Source organism: Salmonella sp. 32120201201600049SM, from assembly GCF_017572835.1.
In the GTDB taxonomy this organism is placed as follows: Bacteria; Pseudomonadota; Gammaproteobacteria; order Enterobacterales; family Enterobacteriaceae; genus Salmonella; species Salmonella enterica.
Genome location: NZ_JAGESA010000001.1, coordinates 880,138 through 898,014, shown reverse-complemented (window position 1 = coordinate 898,014; position 17,877 = coordinate 880,138). Strand labels below are relative to the sequence as shown.

The 17,877-nt window shown below is 51.3% G+C and carries 20 protein-coding genes and 1 pseudogene; 16 read left to right on the top strand and 5 right to left on the bottom strand.

The features are described from left to right. The first annotated feature begins 87 nt into the window (after positions 1-87). Positions 88-327, top strand: a complete 240-nt coding sequence (locus J4650_RS04505; protein ID WP_000377238.1) for a YecH family metal-binding protein — start codon at positions 88-90, stop codon at positions 325-327. Positions 328-372: 45 nt separating this feature from the next. Here J4650_RS04505 and ftnA read toward each other — a convergent pair whose 3' ends face one another. Beyond that, positions 373-870 carry a non-heme ferritin gene (gene ftnA, locus J4650_RS04500; RefSeq protein ID WP_000920619.1) on the bottom strand — a complete coding sequence of 166 codons (498 nt, stop codon included), beginning with the start codon at positions 868-870 and terminating at the stop codon, positions 373-375. A gap of 239 nt (positions 871-1,109) precedes the next feature. After that, entirely contained in the window at positions 1,110-1,445 is a 336-nt protein-coding gene (locus J4650_RS04495; RefSeq protein ID WP_000803229.1) for a YecR-like lipofamily protein, read from the bottom strand. Between the two features lie 255 nt (positions 1,446-1,700). Between J4650_RS04495 and J4650_RS04490 the strand changes: the two genes are divergently transcribed. Beyond that, positions 1,701-2,339: an RpiB/LacA/LacB family sugar-phosphate isomerase gene (locus tag J4650_RS04490; RefSeq protein WP_000684804.1), complete on the top strand. Its 639-nt coding sequence runs from the start codon at positions 1,701-1,703 to the stop codon at positions 2,337-2,339. Between the two features lie 178 nt (positions 2,340-2,517). Here the strand turns inward: J4650_RS04490 and J4650_RS04485 are convergent, their stop codons facing one another. Then, positions 2,518-3,021 carry a non-heme ferritin-like protein gene (locus J4650_RS04485; RefSeq protein ID WP_000741707.1) on the bottom strand — a complete coding sequence of 168 codons (504 nt, stop codon included), beginning with the start codon at positions 3,019-3,021 and terminating at the stop codon, positions 2,518-2,520. 550 nt (positions 3,022-3,571) lie between these two features. On the opposite strand from J4650_RS04485, the gene J4650_RS04480 reads away from it, so the two are divergent. From J4650_RS04480 to otsA, 4 genes and pseudogenes are all read left to right on the top strand, one after another. Continuing rightward, on the top strand, positions 3,572-4,129 hold the full coding sequence (locus J4650_RS04480) for a DJ-1/PfpI family protein (protein ID WP_000754800.1): 558 nt from the start codon (positions 3,572-3,574) through the stop codon (positions 4,127-4,129). 111 nt (positions 4,130-4,240) lie between these two features. After that, a pseudogene (gene araH, locus J4650_RS04475) lies at positions 4,241-4,422 on the top strand (L-arabinose ABC transporter permease AraH); the annotation flags it as partial. A gap of 222 nt (positions 4,423-4,644) precedes the next feature. After that, positions 4,645-5,448 carry a trehalose-phosphatase gene (gene otsB, locus J4650_RS04470; protein WP_000840114.1) on the top strand — a complete coding sequence of 268 codons (804 nt, stop codon included), beginning with the start codon at positions 4,645-4,647 and terminating at the stop codon, positions 5,446-5,448. After that, positions 5,423-6,844 (top strand): alpha,alpha-trehalose-phosphate synthase, encoded by a 1,422-nt coding sequence (otsA, locus tag J4650_RS04465; protein ID WP_000089042.1) that lies wholly within the window; start codon positions 5,423-5,425, stop codon positions 6,842-6,844. Before otsB ends, otsA begins: the two co-directional genes overlap by 26 nt. A 17-nt stretch (positions 6,845-6,861) precedes the next feature. On the opposite strand, the gene uspC is transcribed toward otsA, so the two are convergent. After that, complete coding sequence (gene uspC / locus J4650_RS04460) at positions 6,862-7,290, bottom strand: universal stress protein UspC (protein WP_000122606.1); 429 nt, start codon at positions 7,288-7,290, stop codon at positions 6,862-6,864. Further along, positions 7,287-7,403 carry a hypothetical protein gene (locus J4650_RS04455; protein ID WP_001617301.1) on the bottom strand — a complete coding sequence of 39 codons (117 nt, stop codon included), beginning with the start codon at positions 7,401-7,403 and terminating at the stop codon, positions 7,287-7,289. The genes uspC and J4650_RS04455 overlap by 4 nt, the downstream gene beginning before the upstream one ends. Positions 7,404-8,085: 682 nt before the next feature. Here J4650_RS04455 and flhD point away from each other — a divergent pair. The 10 genes from flhD to cheY all read left to right on the top strand — a co-directional run bounded on the left by flhD (position 8,086) and on the right by cheY (position 17,868). Further along, positions 8,086-8,427: a flagellar transcriptional regulator FlhD gene (gene flhD, locus J4650_RS04450; protein ID WP_001518146.1), complete on the top strand. Its 342-nt coding sequence runs from the start codon at positions 8,086-8,088 to the stop codon at positions 8,425-8,427. Next, on the top strand, positions 8,424-9,008 hold the full coding sequence (flhC, locus tag J4650_RS04445) for a flagellar transcriptional regulator FlhC (protein WP_000605987.1): 585 nt from the start codon (positions 8,424-8,426) through the stop codon (positions 9,006-9,008). The genes flhD and flhC overlap by 4 nt, the downstream gene beginning before the upstream one ends. A gap of 124 nt (positions 9,009-9,132) precedes the next feature. Beyond that, a complete protein-coding gene (gene motA, locus J4650_RS04440; RefSeq protein WP_000906312.1) occupies positions 9,133-10,020 on the top strand; it encodes a flagellar motor stator protein MotA in 888 nt (295 codons plus the stop codon). After that, on the top strand, positions 10,017-10,946 hold the full coding sequence (gene motB / locus J4650_RS04435; RefSeq protein WP_000795653.1) for a flagellar motor protein MotB: 930 nt from the start codon (positions 10,017-10,019) through the stop codon (positions 10,944-10,946). Before motA ends, motB begins: the two co-directional genes overlap by 4 nt. A gap of 4 nt (positions 10,947-10,950) precedes the next feature. Beyond that, positions 10,951-12,966, top strand: coding sequence for a chemotaxis protein CheA (gene cheA, locus J4650_RS04430; RefSeq protein ID WP_000061313.1), 2,016 nt, complete (start codon positions 10,951-10,953; stop codon positions 12,964-12,966). A 20-nt stretch (positions 12,967-12,986) separates the two neighbouring features. Beyond that, positions 12,987-13,490, top strand: coding sequence for a chemotaxis protein CheW (gene cheW / locus J4650_RS04425; RefSeq protein ID WP_000147295.1), 504 nt, complete (start codon positions 12,987-12,989; stop codon positions 13,488-13,490). A 236-nt stretch (positions 13,491-13,726) separates the two neighbouring features. Then, the gene (gene tar, locus J4650_RS04420) at positions 13,727-15,388 is read left to right on the top strand and encodes a methyl-accepting chemotaxis protein II (protein ID WP_023993334.1); all 1,662 of its coding nucleotides are present in this window, start codon (positions 13,727-13,729) and stop codon (positions 15,386-15,388) included. Positions 15,389-15,548: 160 nt separating this feature from the next. Beyond that, complete coding sequence (cheR, locus tag J4650_RS04415; RefSeq protein ID WP_000204362.1) at positions 15,549-16,415, top strand: protein-glutamate O-methyltransferase CheR; 867 nt, start codon at positions 15,549-15,551, stop codon at positions 16,413-16,415. Then, the gene (gene cheB, locus J4650_RS04410) at positions 16,412-17,461 is read left to right on the top strand and encodes a protein-glutamate methylesterase/protein glutamine deamidase (RefSeq protein ID WP_000036389.1); all 1,050 of its coding nucleotides are present in this window, start codon (positions 16,412-16,414) and stop codon (positions 17,459-17,461) included. Before cheR ends, cheB begins: the two co-directional genes overlap by 4 nt. A gap of 17 nt (positions 17,462-17,478) precedes the next feature. Beyond that, positions 17,479-17,868 (top strand): chemotaxis response regulator CheY, encoded by a 390-nt coding sequence (cheY, locus tag J4650_RS04405; protein ID WP_000763861.1) that lies wholly within the window; start codon positions 17,479-17,481, stop codon positions 17,866-17,868. The last annotated feature ends 9 nt before the right edge of the window (positions 17,869-17,877 follow it).

Here is a 17,877-nt window from a genome sequence, read left to right as displayed (position 1 = left end):
GACGCGGACAACCGCCGCAAACCTGCGCTAGCGCAAAGTCGCTCGCACAAGGACACATTAGGCTACGAGTTTTATTCAGGAGGGGTTATGGATTCCATTCACGGTCACGAAGTGCTCAACATGATGATTGAGTCTGGCGAGCAGTACACGCATACCTCGCTGGAGGCGGCAATAAAAGCGCGCTTTGGCGAGCGGGCACGATTTCACACCTGTTCAGCGTCAGATATGACGGCGGCAGAACTGGTCGCGTTTCTGGCGGCGAAAGGAAAGTTTATTGCCGTGGAGGACGGTTTTTCAACGCATGAGAGTAAAATCTGCCGCCATTAATACGCCACGGTGAGAGCGCGTCTCACCGTGTAAGGACGTGTTGGATTAATTTTGCGTATCCAGGGTGGAGAGTTCTTTATCAATGAAATAAAGCCCTTCGCCGCTTTTTCCCGCCAGCGTTAATTTATCAATAATAGATTTGAATAATTTTTCTTCTTCATGCTGTTCTGCCACATACCACTGCAAGAAATTAAATGTCGGATAATCCTGGCTGGTCATTGCGGCATGAGCCAGTTCATTAATTTTTTGCGTAATAAGCTGCTCATGCTCATAGGTCGCGCGGAACAGTTCATCCAGTGAGGTGTACTCAGCGAAGGGCGAAGAAACGGTATTAATGCGCGGCAGGCTTCCGGTATCGGTAAGGTAGTCAAACAGGCGCTGCATATGCGTCATCTCTTCTTGCGCATGGCGACGAAGAAATGCGGCCGCGCCTTCAAAACTGTGATAGCTGCACCACGCGCTCATTTGTTGATAGAGCAGGGAGGAGTACAACTCCAGATTCATTTGCTCATTCAGTTTGTCGATCATTTCTGTTTTCAGCATGGTTCCGCTCCACAAATAGCAAAAGATATACAGTAATGTGGCGCCACTATAATTTGTTATTTTATTATTTGCAAAAGGTAAAATATTAAATTTAATTATTAAAAATACGAATGGGAATAAAACGCATTAACGCCAGTGTATAGGGTATAAAAATAAAGGAAAGCCAGCACCTTCATGCTGGCAATAGCGACCCTGCGCTCTCCTCCATTGTACATGGTGTCGGCATTAAGCCAGCCGCCTTAATAATAAAGCGGCATGATTTGCGGGACGGCAACGCCCCGGCACTGCCAGGAGAGGGTAAATCGGGTGTTCAGACACAACGAGCCCGCATAAATGCTACAGGTTCCTACCGGCTGACCAAACGAAACGGCATCGGCATAGCCCATCTGCTGGCATTCGCGTGTTGCGGTCCCGTGAGATACATAATCATCTGTCCGTGAAGTAAAAAATAGCGGCTGGTTATACGTCAGGCGCACGATGCCGCTTATCGGGCTGGCTTCGCTGACCTGCGCTTGTCGAGTAATGGTGCATCCCGTCAGGGCTAGCAGTGAAAGAGTAAAAATAAGAGGCTTCATAAAATCGCTCCGACAATTCGGTATCAGACCATGCTACCTCGTGTCTTGCACCGTCAATGGCTGGAATAACTTACGGATTCGCCTTGATTAAAGGTAACGGCAGGAGGTTTACAGCGGGAACAGAAAATGTGTGAGCGTCTCTTCATTTAATGAAACTTGGTTTCATTAAATTTGAATGCGTGTTCTTAAGTGTGTAGTGTGGGCAAAACGTCATGATTTACGCAGACGCGACCGTCTGCATTCAGGAGGAACACGATGAAAATTGCACTGATGATGGAAAATAGCCAGGCCAGCAAAAATGCCATCATTTATAACGAACTTAGCGCCGTCGCCAATGAAAAGGGATTTCCCGTTTTTAACGTTGGCATGTGCGACGAAAATGACCATCACCTGACGTACATTCATTTAGGCATCATGGCGAGTATTCTGCTTAATGCAAACGCGGTTGATTTTGTGGTTACTGGCTGTGGCACCGGTCAGGGCGCGCTGATGTCGTTAAATATTCATCCAGGTGTCATTTGTGGCTATTGCATCGATCCGGCAGATGCTTTTCTGTTTGCGCAGATCAACAACGGCAATGCGTTGTCCCTGCCATTTGCGAAAGGCTTTGGCTGGGGCGCTGAGCTGAACGTGCGTTTCATCTTTGAAAAAGCGTTTACCGGGCGTAAAGGCGAGGGGTATCCGCCTGAGCGCAAAGCGCCGCAGGTACGCAATGCGGGCATTTTGAATCAGGTTAAGGCCGCGGTCGTCAAAGAGAATTATCTGGATACACTACGGGCTATCGATCCTGAACTGGTTAAAACGGCGGTTTCAGGGCCGCGTTTCCAGCAATGTTTGTTTGAAAACGGCCAGAATAAAGAAATAGAAGCGTTTGTACGTGAGATGCTGGGGTAATGCCTGGACAAGACAGAGGCGTTTCGCGCCTGTCGGCTGGCATGATGTGCCGATAATACGCCAGTAGCGACAGGCACCACCTCTGGCAAACAGATCAGAAACGGTGTAGGCCGGATAAGCGGCTTCGCGTTGCTATCCGGCTAATAACGTCTCAATATTGTCGCTCGGGGTGCCGCTATCAGTGATGCTGATAGGTCACGACGTTAAGGAGATGCTGATCGGTTTGCGCCAGGCATAGCCCTGCTCGTTTAGCGCTGCGAACTTCTTCGAGAATAGTTTGTAAAAGTACGCCATCCTGCTGCTGCTCTTTTTCCAGGGTATGGAGAAAATCAAGCGTTGAGGCATCATTCAGCGCTTTCGCTTCATCTGCCAGACGCGACAGCGTGCTGGCGCGTTGCTGATAATCCTCCAGGGTTTTCTGGAACAATTCTTCCAGAGAGCAGAGCTCTTCACCCGGAACGTCAATGGCTTTAACGATAGGGGTGGCGCCAGCGTTTTTCATAAAATTAAACATGCGCATCATTTGCGTCACGTTGCCTTGCGCCTGGGTACGAAGAAAGGTGGCGGTGCCTGTTAAACTGTGTTCAGAACACCATTCGCTTAGATGGAGGTAAAGATTTGATGCGTAAAACTCAAGGTTCATTGGCGTGTTGAGCTTTTGAACCATTCCTACAGCTGCCATAACAATATCCTTATTTCCAGAAAGTGTTGATGTGCATGACAGACGAGAATGCAACGGGCCGTTGTCACATTCTTACCTCTATGCACAATAAATACTCTTAGCAGAAGAACTCCGTTCCGCCAGTCCCTTATGCGATCTCATTTCCTGTTTATCGATCGGTAATGAGAATAGCGCGTCAATAAAAATAAGAAAATCCTTAAATGCAATTGTTTATCTTTTTTTACATTTTCAGCGGTGTGATTTTTTCAGGTGTAATGATTTTGGATGAGGAGCAGTTGCAACCATTTGAAAGTTAAATGATATTATATAGATTTGTAATTTATGAAACATTGTTTCAGATCATGGGTTAAGCCTTTCAAGTATGTTAATTTCAATAAAATAAACATTAGTCAGTCTGGATATCACACGCATAAACGGTTGAGAGCAAATATGCCTGTTTTTATAAACTAGCCGATTTTGCGGTAGATCATTTTTAATGTCATTAATCATACGAGCACGTTATTCGGTTAAGCGCAGTTTTGATGGGTGACTCGTTAACAAGGAGCAGTCAATGAAAAAGGTCGCGGTGCTGTTGGCACCAGGATTTGAAGAAGCAGAGGCCATTGTTACTCTTGATATTCTGCGACGTTTGCATATCGACGTCGAAACGCTGGCGTGTGCTGAATCACGGGCGGTGGTGAGTTACCATGATATTCCTATGGTTGCGGACAGCACGCTGAGTGAACGCCAGCAGGCGCTTTTCGATGCGGTAGTGCTGCCGGGCGGTCCGCAGGGGAGCGCTAATCTGGCGGCTAATCCGGCGGTGATCGCTTTCGTTGCGCGTCATGATGCGGCAGGCAAATTAATTTGTCCTATCTGTTCCGCGGCGGCAAGGGTGCTGGGTGCTCACGGATTGCTGAAGGGGCGTCGTTATGTCTGTTCCGGCGACCTGTGGAAAGCGGTTCCGGAAGGTGTCTATGTGGATGCGCCCGTTGTTGAAGATGGTAATTTAATTAGCGGCAAAGGCTTGGGTCATGTCTTTGATTTCGCGCTAACCCTTTCCGCCAGACTGCTGGGAGACGATGCGCCGGTTCGCGAACAGGCTGAACATATCTATTATCCCTGGTAATCGTTATTCACCCAGGGCCATAAGGATTAGCTGGCTGATGTTATGGATTAATGGGCTGGCTTTCCTGCCTTTTGGCTGATGAATTCGCTCTGGGTTATGTCATGGTGGCTAATGACTTCCCTGGGTTATGAGTTAATCGTTATTTCTGCGTGTGTCTTAGGGGGGGATTCCTGAAAGGCGGCCTCGGAAAAGTCTCATATGTGGTGGCGAGCGTACTGATATCAGGAACGGTGGAGAATGCGATGAACCTGCTCAACATTTCACCTTTTGCATAGTACGTGGTTCGCGGCTGAATCCTTCTGGCAGCAGTTATCTTCGACCATTATAAGCAAAAAGCGAAGCGTATGATTTGATGAATTAACACTCAACTAAACAGTATAGCTTCACGTCATCGCCAGCCGCTACCCCGGCTGGCGATGGTCTTTCTAAATGGCGAGCAGCGTCACACTGTCTATACTTACATGACTAATGAGACCGTTTGTGAGTCTCAATATGATGATAAGGAGGAGACCAGGGTGGCAGAACCGTTAACCGTATCCCCCGAACTCACTGCGAACTATGCGTATTTTTTTGACCTTGATGGCACATTGGCAGAGATAAAGCCTCATCCCGATCAGGTAGTGGTACCGCATAAAATCCTTCAGTTGTTAGACCGTCTCGCGGCGCACAACGCAGGGGCACTGGCATTGATTTCAGGGCGTTCAATGACTGAGCTGGATGCTTTGGCGAAGCCTTTTCGCTTTCCACTCGCTGGCGTTCACGGGGCAGAGCGTCGTGACATCAATGGTAAAACCCATATCGTGCGCCTTCCTGAAGCGGTAGTCCGTGAGGTAGAGGCGTTATTACGTTCGACGCTTGTAGCGCTGCCCGGAACGGAGCTGGAGACGAAGGGGATGGCATTTGCGCTGCACTACCGTCAGGCTCCGGAACATGAAGCGGCGCTGTTGGCGCTTGCGCAACACGTTACGCAGCACTGGCCGCAACTGGCGTTGCAGCCTGGTAAATGTGTTGTGGAAATCAAACCTAAGGGAACCAATAAAGGCGAAGCCATTGCCGCCTTTATGCAGGAGGCGCCCTTTGCGGGACGGATTCCCGTTTTTGTGGGCGACGATTTGACCGATGAGGCTGGCTTTGGCGTGGTGAATCACGCTGGCGGAATTTCCGTAAAAGTGGGTGTCGGGGCAACCCAGGCGGCATGGCGGCTGGAAAGCGTACCCGATGTCTGGCGCTGGCTGGAACAAATCAATTATCCACAACAAGAACAACAAGTAATGAATAACAGGAGAGATGGCTATGAGTCGTTTAGTCGTAGTATCTAATCGAATTGCCCCCCCGGATAATAAAGGCGGCGCCGGCGGCCTCGCCGTTGGCGTGCTTGGCGCGCTAAAAGCGGCTGGCGGGTTGTGGTTCGGCTGGAGTGGCGAGACAGGTAACGAGGATGAGCCATTAAAAAAGGTGACAAAAGGTAATATTACCTGGGCATCGTTTAACCTGAGTGAACAAGATTACGAAGATTATTACTGTCAATTTTCCAATGCGGTTCTCTGGCCAGCGTTCCACTATCGTCTGGACCTGGTACAGTTTCAGCGCCCTGCATGGGAAGGCTATATGCGGGTGAATGCGCTATTAGCGGATAAGTTATTGCCCCTCATTAAAGAGAACGACATCATTTGGGTGCATGACTACCACCTGTTACCGTTCGCCAGCGAGCTGCGTAAACGCGGCGTGAACAACCGAATTGGTTTTTTCCTGCATATTCCATTCCCGACCCCGGAGATTTTTAACGCTTTACCGCCGCATGATGAACTGCTGGAGCAGTTGTGTGACTTTGATCTGCTAGGGTTCCAGACCGAAAATGATCGCCTGGCTTTTCTGGATAGCCTTTCGAGTCAAACGCGAGTCACGACTCGCAGTGGCAAGCAGCATATCGCGTGGGGTAAAGACTTCCAGACAGAAGTGTATCCTATCGGTATTGAGCCCGATGAGATTGCTCTGCAGGCTGCCGGGCCGTTGCCGCCAAAACTGGCGCAGCTCAAGGCGGAACTGAAAAATGTGAAGAATATTTTTTCCGTTGAGCGGCTGGATTATTCGAAAGGGCTGCCGGAACGTTTTCTGGCGTATGAAGCGCTACTGGAAAACTATCCGCAGCATCGGGGAAAAATTCGTTATACCCAAATTGCGCCTACGTCACGCGGCGAAGTACAGGCATATCAGGATATTCGCCACCAGCTTGAGACGGAAGCAGGCCGGATTAATGGGAAATATGGACAATTGGGCTGGACGCCGCTCTATTATCTGAATCAGCATTTCGACCGTAAACTGTTAATGAAGATATTCCGTTATTCAGACGTCGGGCTCGTCACCCCGTTGCGTGACGGGATGAACCTGGTGGCGAAAGAGTTTGTCGCCGCGCAGGACCCCGCTAATCCTGGCGTACTGGTACTGTCACAGTTTGCCGGCGCGGCGAATGAACTGACGTCGGCGTTAATCGTCAATCCTTACGATCGGGATGACGTGGCGGCGGCGCTCAATCGCGCGTTAACGATGCCCCTTGCCGAGCGTATTTCGCGCCATGCGGAAATGCTGGACGTGATCGTTAAAAATGACATTAACCGCTGGCAGGAACGTTTTATTCATGACCTAAAGGAGGTCACGCCGCGTAGCCCTGAGCGTCAGCAGCAGAACAACGTGGCGACGTTCCCTAAGCTGGCCTGAAATATCGCGAGCGGCGACTAGTCGCCCGCTAACGGTACCAGCAACACATCTACCTGGCTGGCGCTGACGACACTTTTTGCCGAGCAGGACGCGCGCGAAAAGAAACTGTGGTTATGGTTGCCGCAAATGACCAGATCAACATGGTGTTTGCGGCACACAGCCAAAATATGCTGGCTTAACTCACCTGATGCGATGAAAGTTTGTTCAATCGGATAATCCGCCTTTTCCCCCAGCATCTTAAGAAAATTCTCGGTTTCCTCATGCATAACCGCGCGTAAATCCTCCATCATGGGCGCGGCGAACTGGTTATACAGTTCAGGATCGGAAGCGAGAGTAATCAGGCTTACTTTCGCCTGAACAGGGCGGGCGATAGAGACCGCTTTAGCCAGTAGCTGGTGACTTTCCGGGGTGACGGCAACGGCGACAAGAATATGGGTGTAGCTCATAACTCGCTCCTTGATTGCAAGAATATGAGATTGTGCTTTAGCTTTACTCTGTTTATCGCATTTCTGCAATGCGCTAATGCCACATTAATGTGAAGGACATCATAATTAATCATTAATTATTCTTATGTAAAGAATCGTGGCATAAGACACTTTTTACACACCACCAGGATGCTTCATTTAAATGGGTGAACAATGAAAGCTAAAAGTTAAATCAAATGAGCTTATTTTTAACAGCGGAGGGCGTATGCTGTGACGAGATTAATTAATAACGTTTAATATTTAAGCTACTGTTTACTAAAGGTAAAATAAAAGCGTTTCTAAAATAGAAATAATAGCCTGTTATCTATTATCCTGGCGTTATTTTAACAGAGAGAAACAAAAAAGAATTTGGTGTTGACGTACCCCTATTCAGCAGTGTGGAATAGAAAAAGTGAACATTAGGTTATTAATTAAACAAAGTAAAAGCCATGCTGATGGTTTTATCGTAAGTATTCCGTTAAATTATGTGATCTACATCACATATTTTCTAAAATCGCCGTCCCGCTCCGTTGTATGTCACGAAGCTGACGAGTAGAGTTGCGTCGAATTAGGAAAAATCTTAGGCATTTGTAAAAATTGATGTAAACGTGTAAGGCGAATCTCAGTGGGAGGCTGCGTTATACGTCACAATGTCCATAATGTCTGAGCGCTGCTATGCATTTGACCTTTTTGCTTCTTTTACCGGGCCTTCCCGGCGACATCACGGGGTGCGGCTACGTCGCACAAAAATAAAGTTGGTTATTCTGGATGGGAACAATGCATACATCCGAGTTGCTAAAACACATTTATGACATCAATTTGTCATATTTACTCCTTGCACAGCGTTTGATCGTCCAGGACAAAGCATCTGCGATGTTCCGCCTCGGTATCAACGAAGAGATGGCAAACACACTGGGCGCGTTGACCCTGCCGCAGATGGTCAAACTGGCGGAGACGAACCAGTTAGTTTGTCATTTCCGGTTTGACGATCATCAGACGATCACCCGTTTGACTCAGGATTCGCGCGTCGATGATTTACAGCAGATTCACACAGGTATCATGCTTTCAACGCGTTTGCTCAATGAAGTGGACGATACGGCGCGTAAGAAAAGGGCATGATAATGAGTGAAAAAAGCATTGTTCAGGAAGCTCGCGATATCCAGTTGGCGATGGAGTTGATTAATCTTGGCGCTCGTCTACAAATGCTGGAAAGCGAAACACAGCTCAGCCGTGGTCGCCTCATCAGGCTGTACAAAGAATTACGCGGTAGCCCGCCGCCTAAAGGGATGCTGCCATTTTCGACAGACTGGTTTATGACCTGGGAGCAAAATATTCATGCCTCCATGTTCTGCAACGCCTGGCAATTTTTACTGAAGACTGGCTTATGCAGCGGTGTGGATGCGGTGATTAAAGCTTATCGGCTTTATCTTGAGCAGTGTCCGCAACCGCCTGAAGGGCCGTTGTTGGCGCTGACTCGCGCATGGACGCTGGTGCGTTTTGTTGAAAGTGGGTTGCTTGAATTGTCGAGCTGTAACTGCTGCGGTGGGAACTTTATTACCCATGCGCATCAGCCCGTGGGCAGCTTTGCGTGTAGTTTATGCCAGCCGCCATCCCGCGCAGTAAAAAGACGTAAACTTTCCCGAGATGCTGCCGATATTATTCCACAACTGCTGGATGAACAGATCGAACAGGCTGTTTAACCGAAACGGTGTGGACAAACACTCCAGCAGCGGTAAGTCATTACCGCTGCTTTTTTTTGCCTTGCCTTCGCGTTAATCGCCCGACTGCGCATCCTGTCATAGTCAACAGCGGAAGGATGATGTCGTGCTTATCTTATTAGGTTACCTGGTGGTTATCGGTACAGTTTTCGGCGGTTATGTCATGACCGGCGGACACCTTGGGGCACTCTATCAACCTGCTGAACTGGTCATCATTGGCGGCGCGGGGATAGGGGCGTTCATTGTCGGCAATAACGGGAAGGCCATCAAAGGCACGATGAAAGCGATCCCGTTGTTATTTCGTCGTTCGAAATACACAAAATCTATGTACATGGATTTGCTGGCGTTGCTCTATCGCCTGATGGCCAAATCACGCCAGCAGGGGATGTTCTCCCTTGAACGCGATATTGAAAATCCAAAAGAGAGTGAAATCTTCGCCAGTTATCCGCGTATTCTGGCCGATGCGGTAATGCTTGATTTTATTGTCGATTATCTGCGCCTGATCATCAGCGGCAACATGAATACGTTCGAAATTGAAGCGTTGATGGATGAAGAGATTGAAACCCATGAAAGCGAGGCGGAAGTCCCGGCCAACAGCCTGGCGATGGTGGGGGATTCGCTGCCTGCCTTTGGTATTGTCGCGGCGGTAATGGGGGTGGTTCACGCTCTGGCTTCAGCCGATCGTCCGGCAGCGGAGTTGGGGGCGCTGATTGCCCATGCCATGGTAGGTACGTTCCTCGGTATTTTACTGGCTTATGGATTCATTTCACCGTTAGCGACCGTTTTGCGCCAGAAGAGCGCCGAAACCACCAAGATGATGCAGTGCGTAAAAATCACACTGCTGTCTAATCTGAACGGCTATGCGCCGCCGATTGCCGTGGAATTTGGTCGTAAAACGCTTTATTCCAGTGAGCGTCCATCGTTTATTGAGTTGGAAGAACACGTTCGTGCAGTAAGAAACCCAAACCAGCAGCAGACGACTGAGGAAGCATGAAAAATCAGGCTCATCCCATTGTCGTCGTAAAACGCCGCAGGCACAAACCGCACGGCGGCGGGGCGCACGGTTCCTGGAAAATTGCCTACGCCGATTTTATGACGGCGATGATGGCTTTTTTTCTGGTGATGTGGCTGATTTCCATCTCCAGCCCTAAAGAATTAATTCAGATTGCCGAATATTTTCGTACGCCGTTGGCCACCGCGGTAACGGGGGGGAATCGGATTGCCAATAGCGAGAGCCCGATACCAGGCGGCGGCGATGATTACACCCAACAGCAGGGTGAAGTGGAAAAGCAGCCGAATATCGACGAGCTGAAAAAACGGATGGAGCAGAGTCGCTTAAACAAACTGCGCGGCGATCTGGATCAACTGATCGAATCCGATCCCAAACTGCGCGCGTTACGTCCGCATCTGAAAATTGATTTAGTTCAGGAGGGGTTGCGCATCCAGATTATCGACAGCCAGAACCGCCCGATGTTTAAAACCGGCAGCGCCGAAGTTGAGCCGTATATGCGCGATATCCTGCGTGCGATTGCGCCAGTGTTAAACGGTATACCTAATCGCATTAGCCTGGCCGGCCATACCGATGACTTTCCCTACGCGAACGGCGAAAAAGGCTATAGCAACTGGGAGTTATCCGCCGATCGCGCCAATGCCTCTCGTCGCGAACTGGTCGCTGGCGGGCTGGATAACGGAAAAGTATTACGGGTGGTTGGCATGGCCGCCACGATGCGGCTGAGCGATCGCGGTCCTGATGACGCCATCAACCGCCGTATAAGCCTGCTGGTGTTAAACAAACAGGCGGAACAGGCCATTTTGCATGAAAACGCTGAAAGCCAGAATGAGCCGGTAAGTGTATTACAACAGCCTGCGGCAGCCCCGCCGGCAAGCGTACCCACATCGCCAAAAGCGGAACCGAGGTGATAGCGTGAGCATGGATATTAGCGATTTTTATCAGACATTTTTTGATGAAGCTGACGAGCTGTTGGCTGATATGGAGCAGCATCTGCTGGATTTGGTGCCGGAATCTCCGGACGCTGAACAACTGAACGCCATTTTTCGCGCGGCGCACTCCATTAAAGGCGGCGCGGGCACATTCGGCTTCACTATTCTGCAGGAAACCACACATTTAATGGAAAACCTGCTGGATGAAGCCCGACGCGGTGAAATGCAGCTCAATACCGACATTATCAACCTGTTTTTGGAAACGAAAGATATTATGCAGGAACAGCTCGACGCCTATAAAAACTCCGAAGAGCCGGATGCCGCAAGCTTCGAATATATCTGCAATGCGCTACGCCAGTTGGCGCTGGAGGCGAAAGGCGAAACCACGCCGGCGGTCGTAGAAACCGCGGCACTAAGCGCGGCGATCCAGGAAGAGAGCGTAGCCGAAACCGAATCGCCTCGTGACGAGAGTAAACTGCGCATTGTACTTTCACGGTTGAAAGCCAGTGAGGTCGATCTGCTTGAAGAAGAGTTGGGCAATCTGGCTACTCTGACGGATGTCGTTAAGGGAGCGGATTCACTGTCGGCAACTCTGGATGGCAGCGTCGCGGAAGATGACATTGTCGCGGTGCTCTGTTTTGTCATCGAGGCCGATCAGATCGCTTTTGAAAAAGTGGTCGCCGCGCCCGTGGAAAAAGCGCAAGAGAAAACCGAGGTAGCGCCGGTAGCGCCTCCGGCAGTCGTTGCGCCAGCCGCCAAAAGCGCGGCCCATGAACATCATGCGGGGCGTGAAAAACCTGCGCGTGAACGCGAGTCCACCAGCATTCGCGTGGCGGTAGAGAAAGTGGATCAGCTCATAAACCTGGTCGGCGAGTTAGTGATTACCCAGTCAATGTTGGCCCAGCGTTCTAACGAGCTGGACCCGGTAAACCACGGCGATCTCATTACCAGTATGGGGCAGTTACAACGTAACGCCCGCGACTTACAAGAGTCGGTGATGTCGATTCGTATGATGCCTATGGAGTACGTCTTCAGCCGTTTCCCGCGTCTGGTACGCGATTTAGCGGGCAAACTGGGCAAGCAGGTAGAGCTGACGCTGGTGGGGAGCTCCACTGAACTTGATAAAAGCCTGATCGAACGCATTATCGACCCGCTGACGCACCTGGTGCGCAACAGTCTCGACCACGGGATTGAAATGCCGGAAAAACGCCTTGAGGCGGGGAAAAATGCTGTCGGCAACCTGATTCTTTCCGCAGAACATCAGGGCGGGAATATTTGTATTGAAGTGACCGATGACGGCGCGGGGCTTAACCGTGAGCGTATCCTGGCGAAGGCCATGTCGCAGGGGATGGCGGTGAATGAAAACATGACCGACGATGAAGTAGGCATGTTGATCTTCGCGCCGGGATTCTCAACTGCGGAACAGGTCACGGATGTCTCCGGTCGCGGCGTTGGCATGGATGTGGTGAAACGTAACATTCAGGAGATGGGCGGTCACGTTGAGATCCAGTCAAAACAAGGCTCCGGCACCACGATTCGTATTCTGCTGCCGCTGACGCTGGCCATCCTCGATGGGATGTCGGTTCGCGTGGCGGGGGAAGTTTTTATCCTGCCGTTGAATGCGGTGATGGAGTCGCTGCAACCGCGTGAAGAGGATCTTCATCCGCTGGCGGGCGGCGAACGGGTTCTGGAAGTTCGCGGCGAGTATTTGCCGCTGGTCGAATTGTGGAAAGTGTTTGACGTGGACGGGGCGAAAACCGAAGCCACGCAGGGCATTGTTGTGATCCTGCAAAGCGCGGGACGCCGTTACGCGCTGCTGGTCGATCAGCTCATCGGTCAGCACCAGGTGGTGGTCAAAAATCTGGAAAGCAATTATCGCAAGGTACCGGGGATTTCCGCCGCGACGATCCTGGGCGACGGCAGCGTCGCGCTGATTGTTGATGTTTCCGCATTGCAGGGTTTAAACCGCGAACAACGTATGGCGATCACAGCCGCCTGATTGAGTGAGAAGGGAATAATATGACCGGTATGAGTAATGTAAGCAAACTGGCCGGCGAGCCGTCAGGTCAGGAATTCCTGGTGTTTACACTGGGAAATGAAGAGTACGGCATCGATATCCTGAAAGTGCAGGAGATCCGTGGCTATGACCAGGTGACGCGCATCGCCAATACACCGGCCTTTATAAAAGGGGTGACTAACCTGCGCGGCGTGATTGTCCCCATTGTCGATCTGCGCGTGAAATTCTGCGAAGGCGACGTTGAGTACGATGACAATACGGTAGTGATCGTACTGAATCTGGGGCAACGTGTCGTCGGGATAGTGGTAGACGGCGTGTCTGACGTACTGTCGTTAACGGCGGAACAGATCCGTCCGGCGCCAGAATTTGCCGTGACCTTGTCAACAGAATATTTGACGGGATTGGGCGCGCTCGGCGAGCGTATGCTGATTCTGGTGAATATCGAAAAACTGCTTAACAGCGAAGAGATGGCGCTGCTGGATATCGCAGCATCACACGTCGCGTAATAACGTTGCCGGATGGCGTCGCGCCATTCGGCAATATTCACCGTTATGCTTCCACCAACGGTGAGAGTGCCTCTTCACCGCCCGCGCCCAGCCCCTGCATTTTGTGCCGACATCGCCGCTGTGACGCTGTTATTGTCAATATCGTCTTCCGGAACAGCGTATTTCCTTTTTGCAAAAGTAAAGTTATCACCGCAGGTGCCGATAACGTTGATAACTCGTTATCAGGAAGGTGCCTTATGTTTAACCGTATCCGCGTTGTCACAATGCTGATGATGGTGCTGGGGGTTTTCGCACTGCTACAGCTTGTTTCCGGTGGTTTGCTGTTTTCTTCATTACAGCATAACCAGCAAGGTTTTGTTATTTCTAACGAATTACGTCAGCAACAAAGCGAACTCACGTCGACATGGGACTTAATGCTGCAAACGCGCATTAACCTGAGCCGCTCCGCCGCACGCATGATGATGGACGCTTCTAACCAGCAGAGCAGCGCCAAAACGGATTTACTCCAGAATGCAAAAACGACCCTCGCACAGGCGGCGGCGCACTACGCCAATTTCAAAAACATGACGCCATTGCCAGCGATGGCGGAGGCCAGCGCGAACGTCGATGAAAAATATCAGCGCTATCAGGCCGCATTAGCCGAACTTATTCAGTTTCTGGACAATGGCAATATGGATGCCTACTTCGCCCAGCCAACCCAGGGAATGCAAAACGCGTTGGGCGAGGCGCTGGGCAATTACGCCCGGGTAAGCGAAAACCTGTACCGCCAGACATTTGATCAAAGCGCTCATGACTATCGTTTTGCGCAATGGCAACTGGGGGGGCTTGCGGTCGTGCTGGTGCTGATTTTGATGGTGGTTTGGTTCGGCATTCGTCATGCCCTGCTTAACCCATTAGCGCGAGTGATTACTCATATCCGTGAAATTGCCAGCGGCGATCTGACGAAAACGCTCACCGTCTCAGGACGTAATGAAATTGGCGAACTGGCGGGAACGGTTGAACATATGCAACGCTCGCTGATTGACACCGTAACGCAGGTTCGTGAAGGTTCGGATGCGATTTATTCCGGCACCAGTGAAATTGCCGCCGGTAATACCGACCTCTCTTCCCGTACCGAACAGCAGGCCTCCGCTCTGGAGGAGACGGCTGCCAGCATGGAACAACTGACGGCCACCGTGAAGCAAAACGCCGATAACGCCCGTCAGGCTTCGCAACTGGCGCAAAGCGCCTCCGAGACCGCACGCCATGGCGGCAAAGTGGTCGACGGCGTAGTAAACACCATGCACGAAATTGCCGACAGTTCGAAAAAAATCGCTGACATTATCAGCGTTATCGACGGTATTGCCTTCCAGACTAACATTCTGGCGCTGAACGCGGCGGTAGAAGCGGCGCGCGCGGGAGAGCAGGGGCGCGGTTTTGCGGTCGTGGCAGGCGAGGTGCGTAATCTGGCCAGCCGCAGCGCCCAGGCGGCGAAAGAAATAAAAGCGTTGATTGAAGATTCCGTCTCGCGTGTCGATACCGGTTCTGTGCTGGTGGAAAGCGCCGGGGAAACCATGACTGACATCGTCAATGCCGTTACGCGCGTCACGGATATCATGGGCGAAATCGCCTCCGCCTCGGATGAGCAAAGCCGGGGTATCGATCAGGTCGCTTTGGCCGTTTCCGAAATGGATCGCGTAACGCAACAGAACGCCTCGCTGGTTCAGGAATCCGCAGCGGCCGCCGCCGCGCTGGAAGAGCAGGCCAGCCGTCTGACCCTGGCGGTATCGGCTTTCCGCCTGGCATCGCGACCGCTGGCGGTAAATAAACCTGAGATGCGTTTGTCAGTGGACGCTCAGTCCGGCAATACGCCGCGGCCATTAGCCGCCGGGGATGATGCGAACTGGGAAACCTTCTGATCGACGTGCGCTGTGTGCTGTCGGTTATCGATTAATTTGCGAACCCGCCGATCCCTTTCGTCTGGTTCGCATAGATAAAAGCAAAAAATGTGTAATACGGGAAGCATGGCGCTGCCGCAGGGCGCGCCCGTTGTACTTTGAATGTGATTAAGAAGGCGCTATGACATCATCTCTGCCCTCCGGGCAAACGTCAGTATTGTTACAGATGACACAGCGCCTCGCGCTGTCCGACGCGCATTTTCGTCGGATATGTCAATTAATCTACCAGCGCGCAGGGATCGTGCTAGCCGACCATAAGCGGGATATGGTTTATAACCGCCTGGTCCGTCGGCTGCGTGCCCTGGGACTGGATGATTTTGGCCGTTATCTCAGTATGCTGGAGGCTAATCAAAACAGCGCTGAGTGGCAGGCTTTTATCAACGCTCTGACTACCAACCTGACCGCTTTTTTTCGCGAGGCGCACCATTTTCCCATCCTTGCGGAACATGCGCGTCGCCGCCACGGCGAGTATCGCGTCTGGAGTGCGGCGGCATCGACAGGAGAAGAACCTTACAGTATCGCCATTACGCTGGCGGATGCGTTAGGGATGGCCCCCGGTCGCTGGAAAGTATTCGCCAGCGATATTGATACTGAAGTGCTGGAAAAAGCGAGAAGCGGTATTTATCGCCTCAGCGAACTGAAAACGTTATCGCCGCAGCAGCTACAACGTTACTTCATGCGCGGTACGGGGCCGCATGAAGGACTGGTGCGCGTGCGTCAGGAACTGGCCAATTATGTTGAATTTTCCTCCGTTAATTTGTTGGAAAAGCAGTACAACGTACCCGGTCCCTTTGACGCGATTTTTTGCCGTAACGTCATGATCTATTTTGATAAAACGACTCAGGAGGACATTCTGCGCCGTTTTGTTCCACTCCTTAAACCTGACGGACTGTTGTTTGCCGGTCACTCAGAAAACTTTAGCAACCTCGTGCGCGAGTTTAGCCTGCGCGGACAGACGGTGTATGCGCTAAGTAAGGATAAAGCATGAGTAAAATCAGGGTATTGTCAGTTGATGATTCCGCGCTAATGCGCCAAATCATGACTGAAATTATTAATAGCCATAGCGATATGGAGATGGTGGCGACTGCGCCGGACCCGTTGGTCGCCAGGGATCTCATCAAAAAATTTAATCCGGACGTATTGACCTTGGACGTTGAGATGCCGCGTATGGACGGCCTCGATTTTCTGGAAAAACTGATGCGCCTGCGACCGATGCCGGTGGTGATGGTCTCTTCGCTGACCGGGAAAGGTTCCGAAGTGACGCTACGGGCGCTGGAGTTGGGGGCCATCGATTTTGTCACCAAACCGCAGCTTGGCATTCGTGAAGGTATGCTGGCGTATAGCGAGATGATCGCCGAAAAAGTGCGTACCGCCGCGCGGGCCCGCATCGCCGCACATAAACCGATGGCGGCCCCGGCAACCTTAAAAGCGGGTCCGCTGCTCAGTTCGGAAAAACTGATTGCTATCGGCGCTTCAACGGGCGGTACTGAAGCTATCCGACATGTGCTGCAACCGCTGCCGCTTTCCAGTCCGGCAGTGATTATTACGCAGCATATGCCGCCTGGCTTTACCCGCTCGTTTGCCGAGCGTCTGAATAAACTCTGTCAAATCAGCGTGAAGGAGGCGGAGGACGGCGAACGCGTATTGCCAGGTCATGCCTACATTGCGCCCGGCGACAAGCATATGGAGCTGGCGCGTAGCGGGGCGAATTATCAAATCAAAATTCATGATGGCCCGCCGGTAAACCGGCATCGGCCTTCCGTGGATGTGCTGTTTCATTCGGTGGCGAAACACGCGGGGCGCAACGCCGTAGGCGTCATTCTTACGGGGATGGGCAACGATGGCGCCGCTGGAATGTTAGCGATGTACCAGGCTGGCGCCTGGACCATTGCGCAAAACGAAGCAAGTTGTGTGGTGTTCGGCATGCCGCGCGAGGCCATCAATATGGGTGGCGTAAGCGAAGTGGTCGATCTTAGCCAGGTAAGCCAGCAGATGTTGGCGAAAATCAGTGCCGGACAGGCGATACGTATTTGAACCAGGAGTAGTATTTTATGGCGGATAAAGAGCTTAAATTTTTGGTTGTGGATGACTTTTCGACCATGCGTCGTATCGTGCGCAACCTCTTAAAAGAGCTTGGATTTAACAATGTGGAAGAGGCCGAAGACGGCGTCGATGCGCTGAACAAGCTCCAGGCGGGCGGCTTTGGTTTTATTATCTCCGACTGGAACATGCCGAACATGGATGGCCTGGAGCTACTGAAAACCATTCGCGCCGATAGCGCCATGTCGGCGTTACCCGTGTTGATGGTCACGGCGGAAGCCAAGAAAGAGAATATTATCGCCGCCGCACAGGCTGGCGCCAGCGGTTATGTCGTAAAACCGTTCACCGCAGCGACTCTGGAAGAGAAGCTCAACAAAATCTTTGAGAAACTGGGCATGTGAGGATGCGAT

Excerpts from the sequence above, each read along its gene's own strand:
- J4650_RS04505 (WP_000377238.1), top strand. The coding sequence starts at position 88 with ATGGATTCCATTCACGGTCACGAAGTGCTCAACATGATGATTGAGTCT.
- ftnA (WP_000920619.1), bottom strand. The coding sequence starts at position 870 with ATGCTGAAAACAGAAATGATCGACAAACTGAATGAGCAAATGAATCTG.
- J4650_RS04495 (WP_000803229.1), bottom strand. The coding sequence starts at position 1,445 with ATGAAGCCTCTTATTTTTACTCTTTCACTGCTAGCCCTGACGGGATGC.
- J4650_RS04490 (WP_000684804.1), top strand. The coding sequence starts at position 1,701 with ATGAAAATTGCACTGATGATGGAAAATAGCCAGGCCAGCAAAAATGCC.
- J4650_RS04485 (WP_000741707.1), bottom strand. The coding sequence starts at position 3,021 with ATGGCAGCTGTAGGAATGGTTCAAAAGCTCAACACGCCAATGAACCTT.
- J4650_RS04480 (WP_000754800.1), top strand. The coding sequence starts at position 3,572 with ATGAAAAAGGTCGCGGTGCTGTTGGCACCAGGATTTGAAGAAGCAGAG.
- otsA (WP_000089042.1), top strand. The coding sequence starts at position 5,423 with ATGAGTCGTTTAGTCGTAGTATCTAATCGAATTGCCCCCCCGGATAAT.
- uspC (WP_000122606.1), bottom strand. The coding sequence starts at position 7,290 with ATGAGCTACACCCATATTCTTGTCGCCGTTGCCGTCACCCCGGAAAGT.
- J4650_RS04455 (WP_001617301.1), bottom strand. The coding sequence starts at position 7,403 with ATGATTAATTATGATGTCCTTCACATTAATGTGGCATTAGCGCATTGC.
- flhD (WP_001518146.1), top strand. The coding sequence starts at position 8,086 with ATGCATACATCCGAGTTGCTAAAACACATTTATGACATCAATTTGTCA.
- flhC (WP_000605987.1), top strand. The coding sequence starts at position 8,424 with ATGATAATGAGTGAAAAAAGCATTGTTCAGGAAGCTCGCGATATCCAG.
- motB (WP_000795653.1), top strand. The coding sequence starts at position 10,017 with ATGAAAAATCAGGCTCATCCCATTGTCGTCGTAAAACGCCGCAGGCAC.
- cheW (WP_000147295.1), top strand. The coding sequence starts at position 12,987 with ATGACCGGTATGAGTAATGTAAGCAAACTGGCCGGCGAGCCGTCAGGT.
- tar (WP_023993334.1), top strand. The coding sequence starts at position 13,727 with ATGTTTAACCGTATCCGCGTTGTCACAATGCTGATGATGGTGCTGGGG.
- cheR (WP_000204362.1), top strand. The coding sequence starts at position 15,549 with ATGACATCATCTCTGCCCTCCGGGCAAACGTCAGTATTGTTACAGATG.
- cheB (WP_000036389.1), top strand. The coding sequence starts at position 16,412 with ATGAGTAAAATCAGGGTATTGTCAGTTGATGATTCCGCGCTAATGCGC.
- cheY (WP_000763861.1), top strand. The coding sequence starts at position 17,479 with ATGGCGGATAAAGAGCTTAAATTTTTGGTTGTGGATGACTTTTCGACC.